The sequence below is a fragment of the Caballeronia sp. NK8 genome (assembly GCF_018408855.1).
Taxonomy (GTDB): Bacteria; Pseudomonadota; Gammaproteobacteria; order Burkholderiales; family Burkholderiaceae; genus Caballeronia.
On record NZ_AP024323.1, the window covers coordinates 497,826 to 516,216 of the forward strand.

19 protein-coding genes are annotated in these 18,391 nt (G+C 66.1%); 9 read left to right on the top strand and 10 right to left on the bottom strand.

Annotated elements, in window-relative coordinates; genetic code table 11:
- Nucleotides 1-23: 23 nt before the first annotated feature.
- A complete protein-coding gene (locus NK8_RS16920) occupies nt 24-491 on the top strand; it encodes a nuclear transport factor 2 family protein (RefSeq protein ID WP_162067272.1) in 468 nt (155 codons plus the stop codon).
- Between the two features lie 19 nt (nt 492-510).
- Here NK8_RS16920 and NK8_RS16925 read toward each other — a convergent pair whose 3' ends face one another.
- Nucleotides 511-1,533 carry a transporter gene (locus NK8_RS16925; RefSeq protein WP_162067273.1) on the bottom strand — a complete coding sequence of 341 codons (1,023 nt, stop codon included), beginning with the start codon at nt 1,531-1,533 and terminating at the stop codon, nt 511-513.
- A 258-nt stretch (nt 1,534-1,791) separates the two neighbouring features.
- Between NK8_RS16925 and NK8_RS16930 the strand changes: the two genes are divergently transcribed.
- The 3 genes from NK8_RS16930 (at nt 1,792) to NK8_RS16940 (ending at nt 3,209) form a co-directional block, all read left to right on the top strand.
- A complete protein-coding gene (locus NK8_RS16930; RefSeq protein WP_162067274.1) occupies nt 1,792-2,148 on the top strand; it encodes a hypothetical protein in 357 nt (118 codons plus the stop codon).
- Nucleotides 2,149-2,212: 64 nt separating this feature from the next.
- Nucleotides 2,213-2,644 carry a response regulator gene (locus tag NK8_RS16935; RefSeq protein ID WP_213230138.1) on the top strand — a complete coding sequence of 144 codons (432 nt, stop codon included), beginning with the start codon at nt 2,213-2,215 and terminating at the stop codon, nt 2,642-2,644.
- A gap of 286 nt (nt 2,645-2,930) precedes the next feature.
- Complete coding sequence (locus NK8_RS16940) at nt 2,931-3,209, top strand: hypothetical protein (RefSeq protein WP_213230139.1); 279 nt, start codon at nt 2,931-2,933, stop codon at nt 3,207-3,209.
- A gap of 108 nt (nt 3,210-3,317) precedes the next feature.
- On the opposite strand, the gene NK8_RS16945 is transcribed toward NK8_RS16940, so the two are convergent.
- Nucleotides 3,318-4,277 carry a chemotaxis protein gene (locus NK8_RS16945; RefSeq protein WP_061174648.1) on the bottom strand — a complete coding sequence of 320 codons (960 nt, stop codon included), beginning with the start codon at nt 4,275-4,277 and terminating at the stop codon, nt 3,318-3,320.
- 284 nt (nt 4,278-4,561) lie between these two features.
- On the opposite strand from NK8_RS16945, the gene NK8_RS16950 reads away from it, so the two are divergent.
- From NK8_RS16950 to NK8_RS16960, 3 genes are all read left to right on the top strand, one after another.
- Nucleotides 4,562-5,002, top strand: a complete 441-nt coding sequence (locus tag NK8_RS16950) for a CBS domain-containing protein (RefSeq protein WP_162067277.1) — start codon at nt 4,562-4,564, stop codon at nt 5,000-5,002.
- A gap of 106 nt (nt 5,003-5,108) precedes the next feature.
- On the top strand, nt 5,109-6,104 hold the full coding sequence (locus tag NK8_RS16955) for a diacylglycerol kinase family protein (RefSeq protein ID WP_213230140.1): 996 nt from the start codon (nt 5,109-5,111) through the stop codon (nt 6,102-6,104).
- A complete protein-coding gene (locus tag NK8_RS16960; RefSeq protein WP_213230141.1) occupies nt 6,101-6,955 on the top strand; it encodes a metallophosphoesterase in 855 nt (284 codons plus the stop codon). Before NK8_RS16955 ends, NK8_RS16960 begins: the two co-directional genes overlap by 4 nt.
- On the opposite strand, the gene NK8_RS16965 is transcribed toward NK8_RS16960, so the two are convergent.
- On the bottom strand, nt 6,939-7,334 hold the full coding sequence (locus NK8_RS16965; protein ID WP_213230142.1) for a PPC domain-containing DNA-binding protein: 396 nt from the start codon (nt 7,332-7,334) through the stop codon (nt 6,939-6,941). The two genes, NK8_RS16960 and NK8_RS16965, sit on opposite strands and share 17 nt — an antisense overlap.
- A gap of 80 nt (nt 7,335-7,414) precedes the next feature.
- Between NK8_RS16965 and NK8_RS16970 the strand changes: the two genes are divergently transcribed.
- A complete protein-coding gene (locus tag NK8_RS16970; protein ID WP_162067281.1) occupies nt 7,415-7,804 on the top strand; it encodes an MAPEG family protein in 390 nt (129 codons plus the stop codon).
- An 18-nt stretch (nt 7,805-7,822) separates the two neighbouring features.
- Complete coding sequence (locus tag NK8_RS16975) at nt 7,823-8,497, top strand: alpha/beta hydrolase (protein WP_213230143.1); 675 nt, start codon at nt 7,823-7,825, stop codon at nt 8,495-8,497.
- Nucleotides 8,498-8,540: 43 nt separating this feature from the next.
- Here the strand turns inward: NK8_RS16975 and NK8_RS16980 are convergent, their stop codons facing one another.
- The 7 genes from NK8_RS16980 to NK8_RS17010 form a co-directional block, all read right to left on the bottom strand.
- Nucleotides 8,541-10,556, bottom strand: a complete 2,016-nt coding sequence (locus tag NK8_RS16980; RefSeq protein WP_213230145.1) for a hybrid sensor histidine kinase/response regulator — start codon at nt 10,554-10,556, stop codon at nt 8,541-8,543.
- A 276-nt stretch (nt 10,557-10,832) separates the two neighbouring features.
- Nucleotides 10,833-10,991, bottom strand: a complete 159-nt coding sequence (locus NK8_RS16985) for a hypothetical protein (protein ID WP_157695757.1) — start codon at nt 10,989-10,991, stop codon at nt 10,833-10,835.
- 170 nt (nt 10,992-11,161) lie between these two features.
- Nucleotides 11,162-13,948, bottom strand: a complete 2,787-nt coding sequence (locus NK8_RS16990; RefSeq protein WP_213230147.1) for an Hsp70 family protein — start codon at nt 13,946-13,948, stop codon at nt 11,162-11,164.
- Nucleotides 13,949-15,835, bottom strand: a complete 1,887-nt coding sequence (locus NK8_RS16995; RefSeq protein ID WP_213230149.1) for an Hsp70 family protein — start codon at nt 15,833-15,835, stop codon at nt 13,949-13,951. It abuts the gene before it with no gap.
- On the bottom strand, nt 15,832-16,425 hold the full coding sequence (locus NK8_RS17000) for a DUF2760 domain-containing protein (protein WP_213230151.1): 594 nt from the start codon (nt 16,423-16,425) through the stop codon (nt 15,832-15,834). The genes NK8_RS16995 and NK8_RS17000 overlap by 4 nt, the downstream gene beginning before the upstream one ends.
- A gap of 295 nt (nt 16,426-16,720) precedes the next feature.
- The gene (locus NK8_RS17005; RefSeq protein ID WP_162067286.1) at nt 16,721-17,206 is read right to left on the bottom strand and encodes an adenosine-specific kinase; all 486 of its coding nucleotides are present in this window, start codon (nt 17,204-17,206) and stop codon (nt 16,721-16,723) included.
- Nucleotides 17,207-17,251: 45 nt separating this feature from the next.
- On the bottom strand, nt 17,252-18,382 hold the full coding sequence (locus tag NK8_RS17010) for a CmpA/NrtA family ABC transporter substrate-binding protein (RefSeq protein ID WP_213230152.1): 1,131 nt from the start codon (nt 18,380-18,382) through the stop codon (nt 17,252-17,254).
- Nucleotides 18,383-18,391: the final 9 nt, after the last annotated feature.

An 18,391-nucleotide genomic window follows, 5' to 3' on the forward strand; every position in this document is an offset into this window, starting at 1 on the left:
ATCGCTGAAGAAGAGGACTCGCCATGGAATCCAAACCGCCGTTTCCGCCGTTCGATGAAGAATCCGCCAAACTGAAAGTCCGTCTCGCCGAAGACGGGTGGAACACGCGCGATCCCGAGCGTGTGTCGCTCGCCTATACCGTGGACACGCGCTGGCGCAATCGCGCGGAGTTTGCGAACGGACGCGAGGAAGTGGTCGCGTTTCTGCGGCGCAAATGGGCGCGCGAACTCGACTATCGGTTGATCAAGGAGTTGTGGGCTTACAAGGAAAATCGCATCGCCGTGCGCTTTGCGTACGAATGGCATGACGACGCCAACAACTGGTATCGCAGCTTCGGCAACGAGAACTGGGAATTCAACGAGGCAGGCTTGATGACGCATCGCCATGCATCGATCAACGATCTGCCGATCAAGGAAGCCGATCGCAAATATCACTGGCCGCTCGGCCGCCGGCCCGATGATCATCCGAGCCTGAGCGACCTGGGATTCTGAGTATAGGCGGCGCGGCGCGCTACATGTCGCGGCGGCGCCGGAAGGCCCACCATCCGGCGAGCGCGGTGAAGGTGGCGACGATCGCCACCAGCAGCCAGAAGCCATGATGGTTTTCCGCGAGCGGAATGCCGCCCACGTTCATGCCGAAGAAACCCGCCACGATATTGATCGGCAGCGCGAGCACGGTCACGAGCGTCAGCGTGAAGAGCGTGCGGTTGCTTTGCTCGCCCATGCGCGTCGCGACTTCTTCCTGCAGCAGCTTGATGCGTTCGACGAGGCCGGCGAGATCGTTGAGCACGAGCGAGAACTCTTCGGTCGCGTCGCGCAGGTCCTGCACATCCTGCGAATGTAGCCAGCGCGGCGGCCGCGCGAGCAGGCGGAACACGGAGCCGGGCTCGGGCGCGAGCAGCCGTTGCAGTCGCACCAGCACGCGCCGCAGGCCGCCGAGATCGGTGCGGGTCGAGGCGCCGCGCATCGAAAGAAAACGATCCTCGATGCCGTCGACCTCGACGCTCGTGCGCCGCACGATATGCACGAGCAGATCCGCCTGATCGCGCAGCAGATGCGCGAGCAGTTCGGCGGGCGAGCGGAAGATTTCGCCGCGCCTGACCGACTCGCGCAGCGTATCGACGGAACGCAACGGCTTCAGGCGCGCCGTGACGATCAGCTTCTGATGCGTATAGACCCACAGCGTCGCGATCTCGGAGGGCGTCAACTCGAAATTGAACATCACGTCGTTGATGACGGCGAAGAGCGCGCCTTCCTGATGCTCGATGCGCGTCGAGGGCGAGCCTTCGTTGAGCGTGTCGAAGAAGGCATCGGGCAGGCCCAGGCGGGTACGCATCCAGCGCTCGCACGCGCTGTTCGCGAGATCGAAGTGCAGCCAGACGAATTCCTTCGTCGTGTCGTCGCGCGCGAGCCATTGACTCGCGGCTTCGGCATCGATCGGCTCGCCGGGGTGATCGACGTGAAATCGAAAGCCGCAGACGAGGCCGGAGAAATCGGAGCCGTAGGGCGGTCTTTGCAGGGTAGCGGGATTCATGCGAAAAGTCGGTTGCATTCTGATGGGACGCTTCGGGCGTTCGCGCCGCCACGCGCTAGTGTGCCACCGGTCGCGCCCCGAATCGCGATGGTAGCGCGTCAGCGGGAACGAAACGATGGCCTCGCGTGTTTCGCGAGCCTGCGAATATGACCGTCATATTGTCGGCGTATCATCACGCCACGCAAGACGGGCGCACACGCGGCGCCCGCATCGAGCCCGCTGCCAAGGCGGCGCCGCGTGCCAACCTGGGGAAAAGCAGTGGAAGACCATGATGATCTGGACGGGGCGACGCAAAGCACGGCGAGCGGGCTCATGCGGCTCGCGTCGTTGATCGCGGGACTCGCGCGCGAGGGCGTGATCGATACGCGCTTCGCGGCGAAGCTTTCGAAACGCCTCGACAAGGAGGCGCGGCGCGTCTCCACGGGCGGCGCCGTGCCGCTCGACGAAGCGGAGCAGGCGGCGCTGTTCGGCGCACTCGGTGAACTCGATCTCGCGTTGCGCCAGCACGACGCGGCGTCGCTCGTCGAAGCGAATGCGCGCCTGCGCGAGACCGAAGGCGGCGCGGGCAAGCGTCGCAAGGGCAAGAAAGACGGCGAAAAGGGCAGCGACGCCTGATCCGGCGGCGAGCATCGGGCGCGAAACATGCTGCAATGCAGGCGTGTGTTTCCGGCCAATGCTCATGTCTTTATCCCTGCATTCCCAACAGTGCGCGCTGTGGAGCAACCGTAGCGTCTACGCGCACCGCGACCAGTGGCGGATCCTCGTCGTCGACGACAACGTCTTCAGCGCCGAAGCCCTGTCGGCCGCGCTCGCATCGGATGGTTTCGACACGCGCTTTGCGCTGTCCGGCGTCGATGCGCTTCATGCGGTCGATGGCTGGGTGCCGCATGTCGTCATCCTCGATATCACGATGCCGGAGCACGACGGCTACGCAACCGCGCGCGTGCTGCGCCGCATCGCCCGCACGCGCGACGCGGTGATCATCGCGTTTACCGCGCTGGGCGAGGAAACCGTGCGTTCCGAGGGTGTCCCCTCCGGCTTCGACGGCTATTGTCAGAAGGGCAATCCGCCGGGCGCGATCGTTCGTCTGATCGAACGTCTGGTTCATTGATGCGAACGCGCGTTCGCTAAATAATTGTTCTGCCCCCGCTAAACGGACCAAAAGACGCGCCTGCCCGTCGGCGCGCTCAATCCCTTGTCCATCAAGGCTTCGCAATTAAACTGCACGATCGTGCAGCGCGCGATTGTTGGCGCTGAGCGAAAAGTGAATTGAAATTTATGGAGATAAAAAAGCGATAGTAGGGGTATACACTGCGCTTCATCGACGTAGCAGACAGTTTCTCGCAAGACCGCTGCGGCGCTTTCTGAATGAACGTCAACCGTCTCTGGAGCACACCATGAAACGCAATCTTCTCGCTACTCTCCTGATCGCCGCATCCGCCACCATCGCCGCGCCCGCTTTCGCTAGCGGCTACGGTCCGGCTCCGTTCTACCGTCCGGCCGTCGGCGCGCCGGCTTCGCAACAAGGCCCGAGCGCACAAGCGATCGCCGCTCAGGAAAACGCCAACGGCGTGAATTCGACCGCTTTCGGCGGCTCGCGTGACACGCTGGCTCAATCCGGCAACCGTGCGACGCAATCGGGCAACAACCCGCAATCGGTCTTCTTCGGTCACTGATCGAACCGGCAGGCCCGGCTTATCCGCCGGGCTGGCCGGCTGAAGAATCGTTCAGGCGCCCGGCGACCCAGACTCAAAAGGTCTGCGTCGACCGGGCGCCAGCCGTTTTCAGGCCGCGTGCGCCAGCGCGCCGCGCATCACGTTGGCGAGTTCCGACGCCTCGAACTTCGATACATACGCGTTCGCGCCGACCTTGCGAACGTGCTGCTCGTTCGCCGACCCCGACAGCGACGAGTGAATCACCACCGGAATATGCATCAGCCCGGTTTCGGCCTTGATGCGGCGGGTGAGCGTGAAGCCATCCATTTCCGGCATTTCCAGATCGGTCAGCACGAGCGCGATATGATCCGCGACCTCGGTGCCGTCCTTCTGCGCCTTGTGCAACGCCGCTTCCAGCACGTCCCACGCTTCCTGACCGGTCTTGGTCATCACGAAAGGCACGCCCATCGCCGTGAGGCTCTGTTCGATGAGCGCCCGCGCGACGCCCGAATCGTCCGCCGCGAGCACGCGCGCGCCCGGCTTGAGATTGAGCCGCCCGGTATTCGCCTCGGTGATGTCCGCTTCCCGCGACGGCAGCACGTCGCGCACGATGCGCTCGACATCGAGCACCTGCGCGAGCCGCGAGCCGTCGACGTTGCCGTCCAGCCGCGCGAAGCTCGTCACGGTCGTGCCGCCCGAATGCGATTCCGCCGACAGCACCTGATTCCATTCGAGCCGCACGATGTCGTCGACTTCCTCGACCGCGAAACCCTGCGTCGTGCGTGCGAATTCCGTGACGAGCAGGATCTTCGGCCCGTTCTTCGGCCGGCAGCCGGTGATGCGCGCGAGATCGATCACCGGAATGATCTGTCCGCGAATATCCGCGACGCCGAGAATCTCCTCGCTCGATCCGGCCACCGCGGTGATCGTCGGCATCGCGAGAATTTCGCGCACCTTGAACACGTTGATGCCGTAAAGCTCCCGCTGTTCCGAGTTCGGCGCCTCGCCGAGCCTGAACAGAAGCAACTCGAACATGTTGCTGCCGGCGAGCCGCACGCGCTGCTCGATATCCTGTTGTGAACTGCTCACCTCGTTCTCCCTCTGAGCCATGGCGGTGACTTTCCGCCGGATGCCTGATTAGCGGCATTAATCGACGAAACTGAAGGCACGCGCAAAGAAGCACGCGCGTTTGACGATGTGCAAAAGGCGCGGCGCGCCGCACGTGCGCGCGACGCCGTTGATCTATACTTTTTCGAATGGTCGGGTTAATGCCTATGAAGGCATCGGGCGCAAGGCTTTAGGCTGGCAGAAGGCGCAAGTTCAACCCGTCGCCCAGGCGCAACAACGTTCCCCGCATACAACGGAGGCGCTCGATGGCAACAGTCGCACAGGTTCTGAATTCGAAACCCGACCAGACGGTCTTTACGGTGGCCGCAACGACGTCGGTCTTCGATGCAATCAAGCTGATGGCCGACAAGCATATCGGCGCGGTGATCGTCACCGAAGGCGACGAGATCGTGGGCATCATGACCGAGCGCGACTACGCGCGCAAAGTCGTCCTGATGGACCGCGCCTCGAAGCAGACGCCCGTGCGCGACATCATGACCTCGCACGTGCGCTACGTGCGCCCGGATCAAAGCACCGACGACTGCATGGCGCTCATGACCGACAAGCGCATGCGCCACTTGCCGGTGATCGACAACGGCAAGCTCGTCGGCATGATTTCCATCGGCGATCTGGTGAAGAACATCATCTCAGAGCAGCAGTTCACCATTCAGCAGCTCGAATACTACATTCGCGGCGAACACACGTAAGGACCGGCGGTCCGGGCTGTAAGGCTTTCGTTATAATCGGCAGGCCTGCGCACGCGCGCGGGCCACGCTCGACGTGTATCCGCACGCGAGCAATCGAGGAGCGCCGATGACGCCGACAGTCCTATCCGCCGCATCCGCCGAAATCGGAGAAAGCCTCGCCGCCGACGCGCCGTTCTTCATCGTGATGAACGCGGGCTCGGGCCGCCAGCAGGCCGACGCGACACGCGAGGTGCTCGAACGCGAACTCGGCGCGGCGGGCCGGCGCTTCGTATTGCGCGTCGTCGACGATCCGCGCCGCCTGGCGAGCGTCGCGCGGGAAACCGCCGCGGCCGCGTGCGCGCAGGACGGCGTGCTCGTCGGTGCGGGCGGCGACGGCACGCTCTGCACCGTCGCGCATGCGGCGTACGATGCCGGCTGCCCGTTCGCGGTGCTGCCGCGCGGCACGTTCAACTACTTCAGCCGCGACCACGGCATTCCCGCCGACCTCGAACAATCGACCAGGCTGTTGCTCGACGCGCGCGTCTATCCGGTGCAGGCGGGATTCGTCAACGGCCGCATGTTTCTCGTCAATGCGAGCCTCGGGCTTTATCCCCGGCTGCTCGAAGACCGCGAAATCTACAAGCGGCAATTCGGCCGCAGCCGGCTCGTCGCGCTTTGGTCGGCGCTCTTGACGCTGCTGAAGCCGCATCGCCATTTGCGCTTGCATATCGATCACGACGGCAGCACGACGGAAATCCGCTCGTCGACGCTTTTCGTCGGCAACAACCGGCTGCAGATGGAGCAGATCGGCATGCCGGACGAAGCGCAGGCGCTGGAACAGGGTTTGCTCGTCGCGATAGCGCCGCGGCCGGTGGGACGGCTCATGCATCTGTGGCTCTCGCTGCATGGCGCGGCGGGACGGCTGTCGGATTCGGATCACGTCGTGAGTTTCACGTTCGAGCGCATCACGGTGATGCATCCGTCGAAAAAGCGCAAATCGATCAAGATCGCGACGGATGGCGAGATCGCGAAGCTGCGAATGCCGCTGGAATTCCGCGTATCCGACAAGCCGCTTCTCCTGCTCAAGCCCGAACCGAAGGTGGCCGAAGCGAATCGCTCATGACCTTGCTGTTGCAGATTTCCGATACGCATTTCGGCACGGAACGGCCGCAGGTGGTCGCGGCGTTGTTGCGTCTCGCCGCGGCGCTCACACCCGATCTCGTCGTGCTGTCGGGCGACATCACGCAGCGCGCGCGCAGGCGGCAGTTCGCGGCGGCGCGTGCGTTCGTCGATGCGTTCGGCGCGACGCCGACCCTCGTCGTGCCCGGCAATCACGACATTCCGCTCTTCAATCCGCTCGCGCGGCTCTGCTATCCGTATGCGAATCATCAGCGCGCGTTCGGCGCCGATCTGGAGCCTTCATTCGAATCGGCGGAATTGCTCGTGCTCGGCGTGAACACGACACGCGCGTACCGGCACAAGGACGGCGAAGTGTCGATGCAGCAGATCCGACGCGTCGCCGCGCGCCTGGAGGCGGCGAGCGCGGCGCAGTTGCGCGTCGTGGTGACGCATCAGCCGGTGGCCGTCACACGCGCGCAGGACGAGCAGAACCTGCTGCACGGACGCGAGCGCGCGGTGCAGCGCTGGGCGCGCGCGGGCGCGGACCTGATTCTCGGCGGGCATATTCATCTGCCGTACGTGCTGCCGCTGCACGATACCTTCGCGGGTCTGGGCCGCCGCATGTGGGCGGTGCAGGCGGGCACGGCGCTGTCGTGGCGCACGCGCGGCACCATCGACAATTCGGTGAATGTGATCCGCCACGACGGCAGCGACGCCAGTGGCGGCGGCGCGCGGCAAACGACGGTCGAGCGCTGGGACTATTCGGAGACGAGCGAGGCATTCGAGCAGATCGCGCGCCACGAACTCGCGCTCGACGGCGCGAAGCCCGCGGTCGCCGTCACGCTTCCCGGATGACGAGTTCCGCGAAGCCCGTCCCGGCATCGTGCTCACGCGTGTAACGTTCGCCAGGCAGATTCGCGACGACGAGCTCGACGGTCGTACGCACGATGCAGCCCGGGCTGACGTGGCCGCCGAAGACGCGGCCATCGGCATCGGAGACGCTCATGTGCAGGTGCGGACCTTGCGCGGAGAGCGTGCCGGCGAGCGTGAGGATTTCGAGGTCGCCGCGCAGTTCGGCTGCGTCGTCGCGACCCGCGTAGCGCAACCGGGCGACGCTCAGGCTGCCGATGCCCTGAAGCACGAACGCCGCCGACAGTCCGCGCGCGAGAAACGCGTGGTCGAGCGCGGCGCGCAGGTCATCGCCGGGTGAGAGGCGGAGGGTGATCGCATGCATGAGTGGAAGACTACACGCTCGGAGGCCATGATGGCATGATGGGCGCGATCCGTTGGGCGGGTTCATCTTCCGGAGATGCCATGAGTTTCGAACTGACGATGCTGGCCTGGACGCTCGTGCTGGCGCTGGTGCAAGTGTTGCTCCCCGCAGTAGTGCGCAATCGGGAGGTCGGCCTGAAGTACAACGCCGGACCGCGCGACGGCCCCACGCCGCCGCCGGGAAAGCTGTCCGGCCGTCTGATGCGCGCGCAGGCCAATCTGTTCGAGACGCTGCCGATCTTCGCCATCGCAGTGCTGATCGTGCATGTGGCGGGGCGCGAGAACGCGCTCACGCATTCGGGTGCGCTTACTTATTTCGTTGCGCGCGTCGTCTATGTACCGCTTTATGCGGCGGGCGTGCCGTTCGTGCGCTCGCTGGTGTGGCTGATGTCGGTCGTCGGCATCGTGCAGATTCTCGTTCCCATCATCTGACGAGAGGAGTGAAGGGCAATGACCGATCAAGCTTCGACCATCGAGGTCGACACCGGGCCGAATCCCGAATTCGCCGTAATCCTGATGCACGGCCTCGGCGCCGATGCGAACGACTTCGTGCCGCTCGTGCCTGAACTGCGCATCGCCGATGCGCCCGCCATCCGTTTCGTGTTTCCGAACGCGCCCGAGATCGCCGTCACCGCCAACGGCGGCTATGTGATGCGCGCGTGGTACGACATTTTGTCGTTCGAGGGCATCAACCGGCGCGTGGACGAGGCGGGCATCGTGCAATCGGTGGAACGCGTGCGCGCGCTGATCGCGGAGCAGAACGCGCGGGGTATTCCGAGCGAGCGCATTTTCATTGCGGGATTTTCGCAGGGCGGGGCGATGACGTATCACGCGGGCCTTACGCATCCCGACAGGCTCGCCGGGTTGATCGTGCTGTCGGGCTATATTCCGTCGGAAGGGCTGATCGATGAATCGCTCTCAGACGCGAATCGCTCGATTTCGATCTTCGCCGCGCATGGCAGTGCCGACGATGTGCTCAATGTGAGCCTTGGCGAGCAGGCTTGTGAGTTCGCGCGCGCGCAGGGGTGTGAGGTTCAGTGGCATGCGTATCCGATGCCGCATTCCGTGTGTATGGAGGAGGTTGAGGCGTTGCGGGGGTGGTTGGGAGCGCGGCTGGCTTCTTAGGCGTTGTCGCCGGATCTCGATCACGGGATCCGGCGAACAACCTTCAAACGCTGACGGTTTCGCAAGCGCGACCATCAATCAACGCCAGCATCCCACGCCGCAACTCCGCCGGGCTGACCGGCTTGGAAAGCACATCCTGCTCACACGCGAGCGGCACGATGCTCGCCGCCGGCTCTCCCGTCACGACGAGACAAGGGCACGGCCGTCCGAGCCTCGCCGCGCCGAGCATCGCGACCTCACGCGCGGTCTTCGCGTCGCGCAACCGGAAGTCCGTGATGATCAGATCGGGAAAACGCTCGATATCGCCGAGAATCGACTGAAACTCCTCGAAGCTCGCCGCCGAATCGTAAAGCACGCCCCATTGCGACAACAGCGCTTCGGTCGACGCGCGCACGAGGCCATCGTCCTCGACGAGCAGCACATAACGCCCCTTGAGCTGCGCCATATCCGCCGCTTCCGAGCGCGCCGGCGCGCGCGCCGACGGCTTGTCGGGCGATGGCCCGCACAACGGCATTTCGAGCGAAAAGCGCGAGCCGCGGCCCTCGGTCGATTTCAGCTCGATGCGGTGCTGATCCAGCATCGAGATCACGGCGTTGACGATCGACAGCCCTAGCCCCAGTCCCTTGTCGCGATCCTGCTCGGGATTGTCGACCTGAAAGAACGGCTGGAAGATCGCGTCGAAATAATCGGCCGGAATGCCGATGCCGTTATCCAGCACGTCGATGCGCGCGCGCGTCGCGGAGCGCACCACGCCGACGATCACCGTCGGCTTTGAGGATTTGTTCTGGTCCGCGTACTTGATGCCGTTCGACACGAGATTGGCCACTGCGCGCCCGAGCCAGTGCGAATCGCTGCGCACGCAGACGACATCTTCCTTCGGCAGCCGCAGGCGCAATTCGACGCCACGGCTCATCGCGAACGGCCGCAACTGCTCGGCGGCTTCCTCGACGATCTGCCGCACGTCGAACACGTGATAGCGCGGCACGACGCGCCCCGACTCCAGCCGCGACAGATCGAGCACCGCGTTCAGAAGCCGCGCGAGGATCACGGACGAACGCCCGCATTCGTTGATGAGGCGCTCGGCCTGATCGAACTCGCCGTTGCGGATGGCCTCGGCGGCGGCCTGCAGGAACAGGTTGAGCGCGTGCATCGGCTGACGCAGGTCGTGTGTCGCGGCGGCGAGGAAGTTGGATTTCTCGCGGCTCGCGGTCTGCGCGGCGATCATCTGCTGTTCGCGCAGCGCGAGCAGCGCGTGAGTCTTGTTCTCCTGATCCTTCTTCGAGACTTCGAGCTCGCGATTCTTGCGGCCGAGCGAGACGTTCGCAGCGCGCAATTCGTCGTTGAGCGACGCGAGCGCGCGCTCGGAGCTATAACGCTCGCGCGACACGCGCTCGGCGTGCGTGCAGACGCCGTGCCCCACGACCACGACGTTGAACATATAGAACAGCCCGGCGAAGAAGTCCTCGGGATTGAGCAGATGCAGGGTGATCTGCAGCAGGACGATCGACGCCATTGTGATGATGCCGGCGGTCAGCGCGACGCGCGAGCGCAGATAGAAGAAGCTGAACTGGAAGAACAGCGCGAGACAAAGTCCGATGAAATGCTGCGTGTAGTTATAGGGCGCGGGCGTGATCGCGACCATCGTGAGGATCAGGCACAGCAGCCCGTAGATGCCCGTGAGAATGATGCGCTGGGCAGTTGCGTGCGAGCGGAACGACGGCCGCAGCACCAGCACGCCGACGAAGAACAACAGCGCGATGCCCGCGAAGCGCAGCGCGAGGATGTCGGGCAGGCGCGCGGCGAGCGCCTGATTGCCACGCGCGAAGCTGAAGTCCCACCAGAGAAAGCACGTCCAGATGGCGAGTGCGAGCAGCGTCGACGCACGCCGGAACGCGCAGAAGCGCTGGCTGTGGTCGTCGAGAAACTGCGCCTCGAGCGCGGGATCGGAGAACGGCGCCGGAATCGAGAGATTGCGCACCAGGCTCATGCCGGCCTCGCGGGCCGCAGCGAAGAGAATGCCTGGATTGCGCGCGCCGGCGGCGCGCTGGGGGACGGCCATCTTCATGCTCGCTCACGGAATCGGGGTTAACTACTTTAGGCCAATGCGGTCATACAAATACGCCTTTTTTTAGCAATCAGCCGTTATACCCGGAAATTATTGCGTGTTTTTGATGGGTTCGGACGGGATGCGAAGAGGCGGAAGGGAGGCGGAGGAGAACTGGGCCGGGCCGGTGCCGGGCGCCGAACGGCGAGCGTCTGGTTTTCGCTCGCCGATTCGAAGGACAGCCATATCGAATGCCCCCCGCACGATGACGAGGGCGGCTTTTCGGGTTGCTCAGCTTTTCGGTTTGGCCTTGGTGGTGCGCTTCGTGACCTGCATTTCCTTCGCGCCGGTAGCCTTCGCGGGCGACGCCTTGGTGCCGGCCGTTTTCTTGCGGCTCGACATTTCGGTTTCAGCGGGTTGGCTCGCCTGAGCCTTGCGTGGGGATGGCATGCTGACCTCCTTCAGTGTGTGTCCATATCGACACACTGATAACCATAGGATGCGCTCAGCCGGTATTCAAGCGCCGGCGGGACTTGCGCGCAACGCATCGGCCAAAAAACTTCTGAGGACGAAGCATTTCGATGCGATGCGATGCGACGTGCACGCGGCGCGCCCGGCGATCAACGGATCAGCTTCAGCCCGGCCGGCAGCGTTTCGCCGAACACGCGGCCGACGTCCGCGCGATCCAGCTCGACGGTCTCGCGGACCATCGCGGTCCACGCGTGCGCCGCGCCCATCGCTTCGAGGCGCTGCACGACGGCGGCGCGCGCCTCGTCGGGCAGGTCGCGGGAACGGTCGCCGGTCATGCGCGCGATCTGCACGGCGGCGAACGCGGCCGGATCGATCTTCTTCCAGTCGAGCGCGAGGATCGCATCGAGCCAGGCGACGGCGACCTCCGGCGGCACGACGCCGTGCGCGCTGCCGTAGAACGGCGCGCGCGCGCCGATGCGGCCGAGCGCCCACCAGCTCTGCACGTTCTCCGAAGGTTTCTTCAGGCGCGTGAGCAACCACTCGCCGACCTCGACTTTGCGTTCGACCGGCACATGCTCGAGCGATGCCGCGAGCCGCACCATGTCCTCGTAACCCGCGCGCGCCGCGCCTGCCGCACGGCGATAGCGGCTCGTGCCGGGCGGCTGGAGCACGAAAGCCATGTCATCGAGAAGCCGCAACTGCGCCGCTTCGGGAAGCCCGCCCGCCGCGCGGCGCCAGAGTGTCCACCATTCCGACCAGATCTGGCTCTCGTTGCTGTACTGGATGCCCTGATCGAACAGCGTCCACAACTGCTCGGCACGCCATTCGTCGAGCGGATGGCCGAAGCCCGGCCGCATGCAATAGCCCGCGAGATTGAGCCACAGCCGCTCGTGATCGGCGCTGCGCCGGCGCTTCTTCGCGCGCTCGAACAGCGCGCCGAACAGTTCGCGCAGCAGTGCGATGTCCCAGGTGTCGCGTGCGCCGAGCGTCTGTTCGAGTTGCGCGCGCAGGCGTTTGACTTCCTTCGGGCCGACATCCTGCGCGCGCGAGCCGAAGGTACGGTCGATCAGTTCGATGGCTTTCGGCAGCGCCGGATGAGCTTCGCTCGCGGCGTCGTCGGCCTCGGGCGCTTCCTGACGAAGCTGGAATTCGAGCAGCCAGCGCTTCGCGGGATCGTCGACGGCGATGCAGTGCATCTCCAGCGTGCCGACTTCGGTGAGCGAGGTCGTCAGGTGCACGGGCGTTTCGCGCGCCCGGCCGTGATGCGCGGCGTGTGGATCGACGACCGTCGCGATCGGCGGCAGGCGCACGAAATCGCCCGATCCAGCCGCTAGGTCCGCGAGTTCTCCCGCCTGGTACGCCGTCTCCGCCACCGACGACGCCAAATGAAAGCGCACCGGCGCGCCGAGCGTGAGCGCGAAGGTGCGCTCGGCGAGATGGATGGCCTGACCTTCCTCGGTGCCGCGCGGCAGCACGCACACGCCGCGCGTCGCGCTGGCATCGTCGTCGAGCAGCAGGAAAAAGCTGCGCGCGGAACCGCCGCCGATCTTCGGCGCATGGCCCGCGCACGCGAGCGCATAGGCGACCGCGCCGCGCGCGACCGCGACATCGGGATTGCCGTTCGCGAGCACGTTGACAGGCGCGCCGCGCCAGCCGGAAAGCGTATCGGCGATGCGCCGCGCGAGCGGATCGGCGCGGAACACGCCGCCGTTCAGCAGCAGGGTGTCCGGAATGGCGAGCGTGTCGGCGGACGTGTCGAGCGCTTTGCGCGCCTCGCCCGCGTGCTGACCGAGAAAGGCCGCGATATGGCGCGTGATGGCCGCGTCGCTCGCATACGGCAGCCCGAATTCGACGATGCCCCCACGCGAGCGACCAGGCCGATCGCCCACCGGCACCTTCGGAAAAAAGCCTTCGACGATGATCTGTCCGATCTCGTCACGCGTGACCTCGGTCGAGCGCGCGCCGCCGATGAGCTTCGCGCCCGCGCCGAGCAGCGTGATCGACGTGGACTCGGGCGCGTTCTCGCCGAGCAGCAGTTCCTTCGCGGCGCGGCAGCGCTCGACGAGCTGCGAGAGCCGCGCGGCCGACAGCCGCGCATCGTCGCCCGCGAGGCGCTTCTCGACGAGATGCGCGAGCGCGAGGTCCATGTTGTCGCCGCCGAGCATCAGATGGTTGCCGACGCCGATACGCGTGAGCGCCGGCTCGCCGTTGTGCATCGCGACCTGGATGAGCGTGAGGTCGGTGGTGCCGCCGCCGACGTCGACGATCAGCACGAGCCGCGTCGAAGCGAGTTCGCCGGCGAGCGTCTCGCGATGATGAAACAGCCAGTCGTAGAACGCGGCCTGCGGTTCTTCGAGCAGCCGCAGTTTTTCGAGTCCAGCCATGCGCGCGGCTTCGAGCGTGAGGGCGCGCGCGCCTTCGTCGAACGAGGCGGGCACGGTCAGCACCACGTCCTGCGCGTCGAGCGGCGCGTCCGGAAAGCGCTCGTTCCACGCCGCGTGCACGTGCGCCAGATAGCTCGCGCTGGCGATCACGGGCGAGATTTTTTCGACGTCGTCGCCCGCGCCCCACGGGAGAATCGGCGCGAGGCGATCCACCGCCGCATGCGACAGCCAGCTTTTCGCGCTCGACACGAGCCGTCCGGGCACCTGCGCGCCGAGCTTGCGCGCGAATGCACCGATGACGGCGGGCGCTTCCATCTCGCCCCACGGCAGTTGCAGATCGTCGGACTTGAGCTCGCCCGGCGCGAAGTGGTAGCGCAGCGACGGCAACAGCGCAAGCGCTGCGACTTCGCCCGCGCCGACCAGCTGCTCGATCTCGAACACGCGGATATCGTTCGAGCCGGCCTCCGCATACGCGACGACGGTATTGCTCGTCCCCAGATCGATGCCGACGCTGTACCGCGCGCCCACCGCCTTGTGCTTGCGCGTGGACACTTACAGGCCCATGCCCTGATCCGCGCTGACACCGCCGCGCACGTCGAACTCCACTTTCCAGCGCTCGGACGAGCCGCGCGGAATCGCCTCCAGTTCGAGCGTGCCCGCTTCGGTCACGCGCGCATGCAGCTTGACGGGCACGACTTCGCCGGGCGTGCGGCCTTCGGGCGGCAGTGAAGCCTCGATTTCTTCGAGCTCCTGCAATTCGTCCGGCTGCCAGTAATCGAGCAGCGTGCCGACCTGATCCTGACGACGCACCGACGAACCGAAGAAGCGGAAATGCACTGGCTCGCCGACGACCAGCCCGAATTCCTGCGCGGGCAACGCCGCGTCGGTGCCTTCCTCCATGCCGAACGGCGCGACGCACAGCGCCTGCACCGGCGGCTCCAGTCCGGGCACGGCGGGCATCGCCGATTCGACCGCGACGTAGTACGCGCGTGCCGTGCCGCCACGGATCCGCACGCCCTTGCCGTGCCGCACGTAGCCGTAATAGGCCGCGCCGCGCGCAACCGCCAGATCGAGGTCCGCGCCTTCGAGCAGGCGCGCGGCGGGCGCGCTCTCGGCGGCAAGCCAGGCGTTCAGCGTCGACATCACGCGTTCAACCAGCAGCGGCGACTTGAACACGCCGCCGTTGAAGAGCACGGCGGTCGGATGCAGCAGCGTCGCGCCTTGCGGCGCCTGATGCTGAAGGCCTTCGACCTCCGCGAGCGCATTGACCTGTCGGCCGAGGAACGCGGCGAGATGGCGCGTGACGGCGGCGTCCTGCGCATAGGGCAGGCCGAGTTGCGTGAGACCGACGCGCGCGCGCGAAACCGGCCGCGCCGCTGCATCGACTTGCGGGAAAAAGCCTTCGAGCAGGATCTGCGTGAGTTCGGCGCGCGTGAGTTCGGTGCGCAGCGAGCCGCCGATCAGCTTCGAGCCGCGGCTCGGCACGACGAGCGGCACGGTATCGACCGAGGGATCCGAGAGCAGCGCTTCCTTCGCCGAGCGGCACGCGTAGGTCAGCGCGCGCAACTGCCACGGATCGGGCTGCGTGCCGGACGCCGCGAGCTTGCGCGCGACCGTGTGCGCGAGCGCGAGGTCCATGTTGTCGCCGCCGAGCAGAATATGCTCGCCGACCGCCACGCGATGCAGTTCCAGATTCCCCTCGCGTTCGACGACCGCGATCAGCGACAGGTCGGTGGTGCCGCCGCCGACATCGACGACGAGAATCACATCGCTCACCTTGACCTGCTTGCGCCAGCCGCCGGTCGACTTCTGGATCCAGCTATAGAGCGCGGCTTGCGGCTCTTCGAGCAGCGTCATGCGCGTGTAGCCGGCGGCCGCGGCGGCTTCGGCGGTGAGTTCGCGGGCGGCGGGATCGAAGGAAGCGGGAATCGTCACGGTGACGTCCTGCTGATCGAACGGCGCATCCGGATGCGCGTGATTCCACGCCTCGCGCAAGTGCGTCAGATAGCGCACCGAGCTTTCCAGCGGCGACACGCGCTCGACTTCCTCGGGCGCATCGGAGGGCAGGATCGCCGCGCGGCGATCGACGCCCGGGTGACACAGCCAGCTTTTCGCGCTGGAGACGAGGCGGATCGGCGTGCCCGCGCCGCGGCTTCGCGCCAGTTCGCCGACGATAAATTTGCGCTCCTGCGTCCACGGCAGCGTGAGATCGCCGGGCGCGAGTTCGTTTTCGTGCGGCAGATAGAGAAACGAAGGCAGCAGTTCGCGCTCTTCGGCGGCGCCGGGCGCGGTCAGTTGCGCGACCGGCAGCACGCCTTGCACGGTCTTTTCGCCGTCGCTCGCGCTCATGTCGACGTAGGAGAGCGCGCAATGCGTCGTGCCGAGATCGACGCCGATCGAATAGCGCGCGCGGTTTTCGTTGCTGTTGATGTCGCTCACAGTTCCACCTCCGCCGGCGCGACGATGCTCGCATCATGGGACGGCGCGAGCTTCGGCAGGCGCGTGTCCTCGACCTTCCAGCCGCGATGGCTGATGCTGCCGTTGAAAGGCGGCTTGCCGACGACATTGCCCGTCAGGCGCACCGCAGCGGCGTCGAAGCCTTCCTGCAGCGTGATGCGGCTGCCTTCGGCTTCCGTGCGCACCGGCTTGATGGAGAAATGCTCGCGCAGCACGGCGCGACAGCCGTCGTGCACGAGACGCGCGGCCGCGCCGATATCGGCATCACTGTATTTGGCGATGTCCTCTTCGACGAAATCGATGAAACGCGCATCGCGCTGCAGAAGGCCGAGCAGTTGCAGCGCGGCGATGGGACTGGCTTCCTTCAGCACGGACGGCGCGGGCTGAACGGGCTGAACCGGTTGAACGGGTGCGGCGGCGGGCCTGGGCGCTTCCGTCGCGAAATCGGGCGCTTCGGGCGCTTCGCGCAGGCGCTGCACGCGGCCCGCGAACGCTGCATTGCCCAGAATGCCGAAGAAGGCGCCGAAGGCAATGCCTATCCTGCCGAAAAAGCCTGGATTCATGTCGGTCATGTGATGCTCCTGTAGGCCGCGCGAGGACGACCCCATCCTCGGGCGGCGCGGGTGGCCGGTGTTCGGTGCCGTGTCGGCGGGTGTGATGCCGGGATTCGTCTGTTCATGCGGCTCTCGGGCGCGCCGAAAGGCATGAAAGATCAAAAGGACGCTAGCGGCCTTTATACCGCATCCCGATATTTTCCATGATGTCGCGCCCTGACCGGAAAAAGCGCGGCCGGGGCGCGCGGCGGGCGGGCCTCATTCTCGCGATTTGCGCCATCAAGTCAAGGCGCGTCGGGCCTTCGGGCGTGTTTCAGGCCTTGTAGCCGATCTTGCGCAGCAGGTCGTGGCGCCACTTCACGTCCTCGGCCGTTTCGACGCCGAGCGGCGGCAGGCCATCCACCACGCCGACGATCCCGCGCCCCTGATCCGTCTGCGCGACGAGCACTTGGGTCGGATTGGCGGTCGCGCAGAAGATGCGGCAGACCTCCGGCACGGCCTTGACGGTATTGAGCACGTTCACGGGAAAGAAGCCATCGCCGAGCACGATGATGAAGCTGTGCCCCGCGCCGATGTTCTGCGCATTGCGCGCGGCCAGCTCGACGAGCCCGTCCTCCGTGCCCGAGGTGCGCACGAGCCGCTTGCCCGACGCCTCGCAGAACGCGAGCCCGAAGCGGATGCCCGGCACCGCGCCGACGAGCGCCTCGTGCAGATCCTCGACGGTCTTGATGAAATGCGACTGGCCGAGGATGAAGTTGGTGTCCTCGGGCTTGTCGATGGCGATGGCGAGCAGTTCCATGGTGGATCTCCGGTGCGCCCTGGAGATTTCATGGTAGGCGCTTTTCTACGCGCGCATGTCGAACCCCGCGAGATACCTCGCCCCATCGCCGCCGTCCCACACGCGGCCGTCGCAGAAAGTCGCGGCGGCCCGTTCGTCCGGCAGCGCGACGCCCGCCGCCCGCGCCGCCTCGCGATAAAGCGCGGTCTGGTTGACGCTCGCCGCAATCGCCGTATCGTCGATATCGGCATCGAGCATGCCCCAGCGCCGGTACTGCGTGATGAACCATAGCCCGTCCGACACGCGCGGATAGTTGACCGCGCCGCCATCGAAGAAGCGCACCGGCAATGCACGCGCATCGCCGCCGTTCGCTGCGACGAGGCGCGGCTCGATCAGCCCGCGCGGCACGCCGAGCAGTTCCGGCGCGGCCAATGCCTCCGCGACTTCCGCACGATGCGCGCCCGCATCGAGCCATGCGCACGCGTCGAGCATCGTCTGCACGAGCGCGCGCGCCGTGTTCGGATAGAGCGCCGCGAAATCGCGCCGGCACGCGAGCACCTTCTCCGGATGATCCGGCCAGATCTCGCTCGTATAGGCGACCGTCCTGCCCGCGCCGCGCGCTTCAGCCACCGCGTGCCACGGCTCGCCCGCGCAGAAGCCGTCGAGCGCGCCTTCGACGAGCGCATCGGCCATGCGCGGCGGCGGAATCACGATGCTCTGCACGTCGCGCAACGGATGCACGCCGTGCGCCGCGAGCCAGTAGTACAGCCACATCGCGTGCGTGCCGGTCGGAAAGGTCTGCGCGATGACAGGCGGCCGCCCGAGCGAACGCAGCGCCTCTTTCACGCTCACGCCGCGTTCGACCGCATCGGCGAGCGGACGCGACAGCGTGATCGCCTGGCCGTTGCGGTTCAGCACCATCAGCACGCCCATATCCGCCTGCGGCCCGCCGATGCCGAGTTGCACGCCATACACGAGCCCATAGAGCGCGTGCGCGGCGTCGATTTCGCCGGACAGCAGCTTGTCGCGCACGGCCGCCCACGACGGCTGTCGACACAATTCGATAGTGATGCCGTGGCGTGCGCCGAGATTGCGCAGCGCGGCGACGGCGAGCGGCGCGGCATCGGACAGGGCGACGAAGCCGAGCCGCAGATGCGTGCGTTCGGGTGCGGGAAGAGTCGTGTCGGGGGAGTTCATGGGTATCGT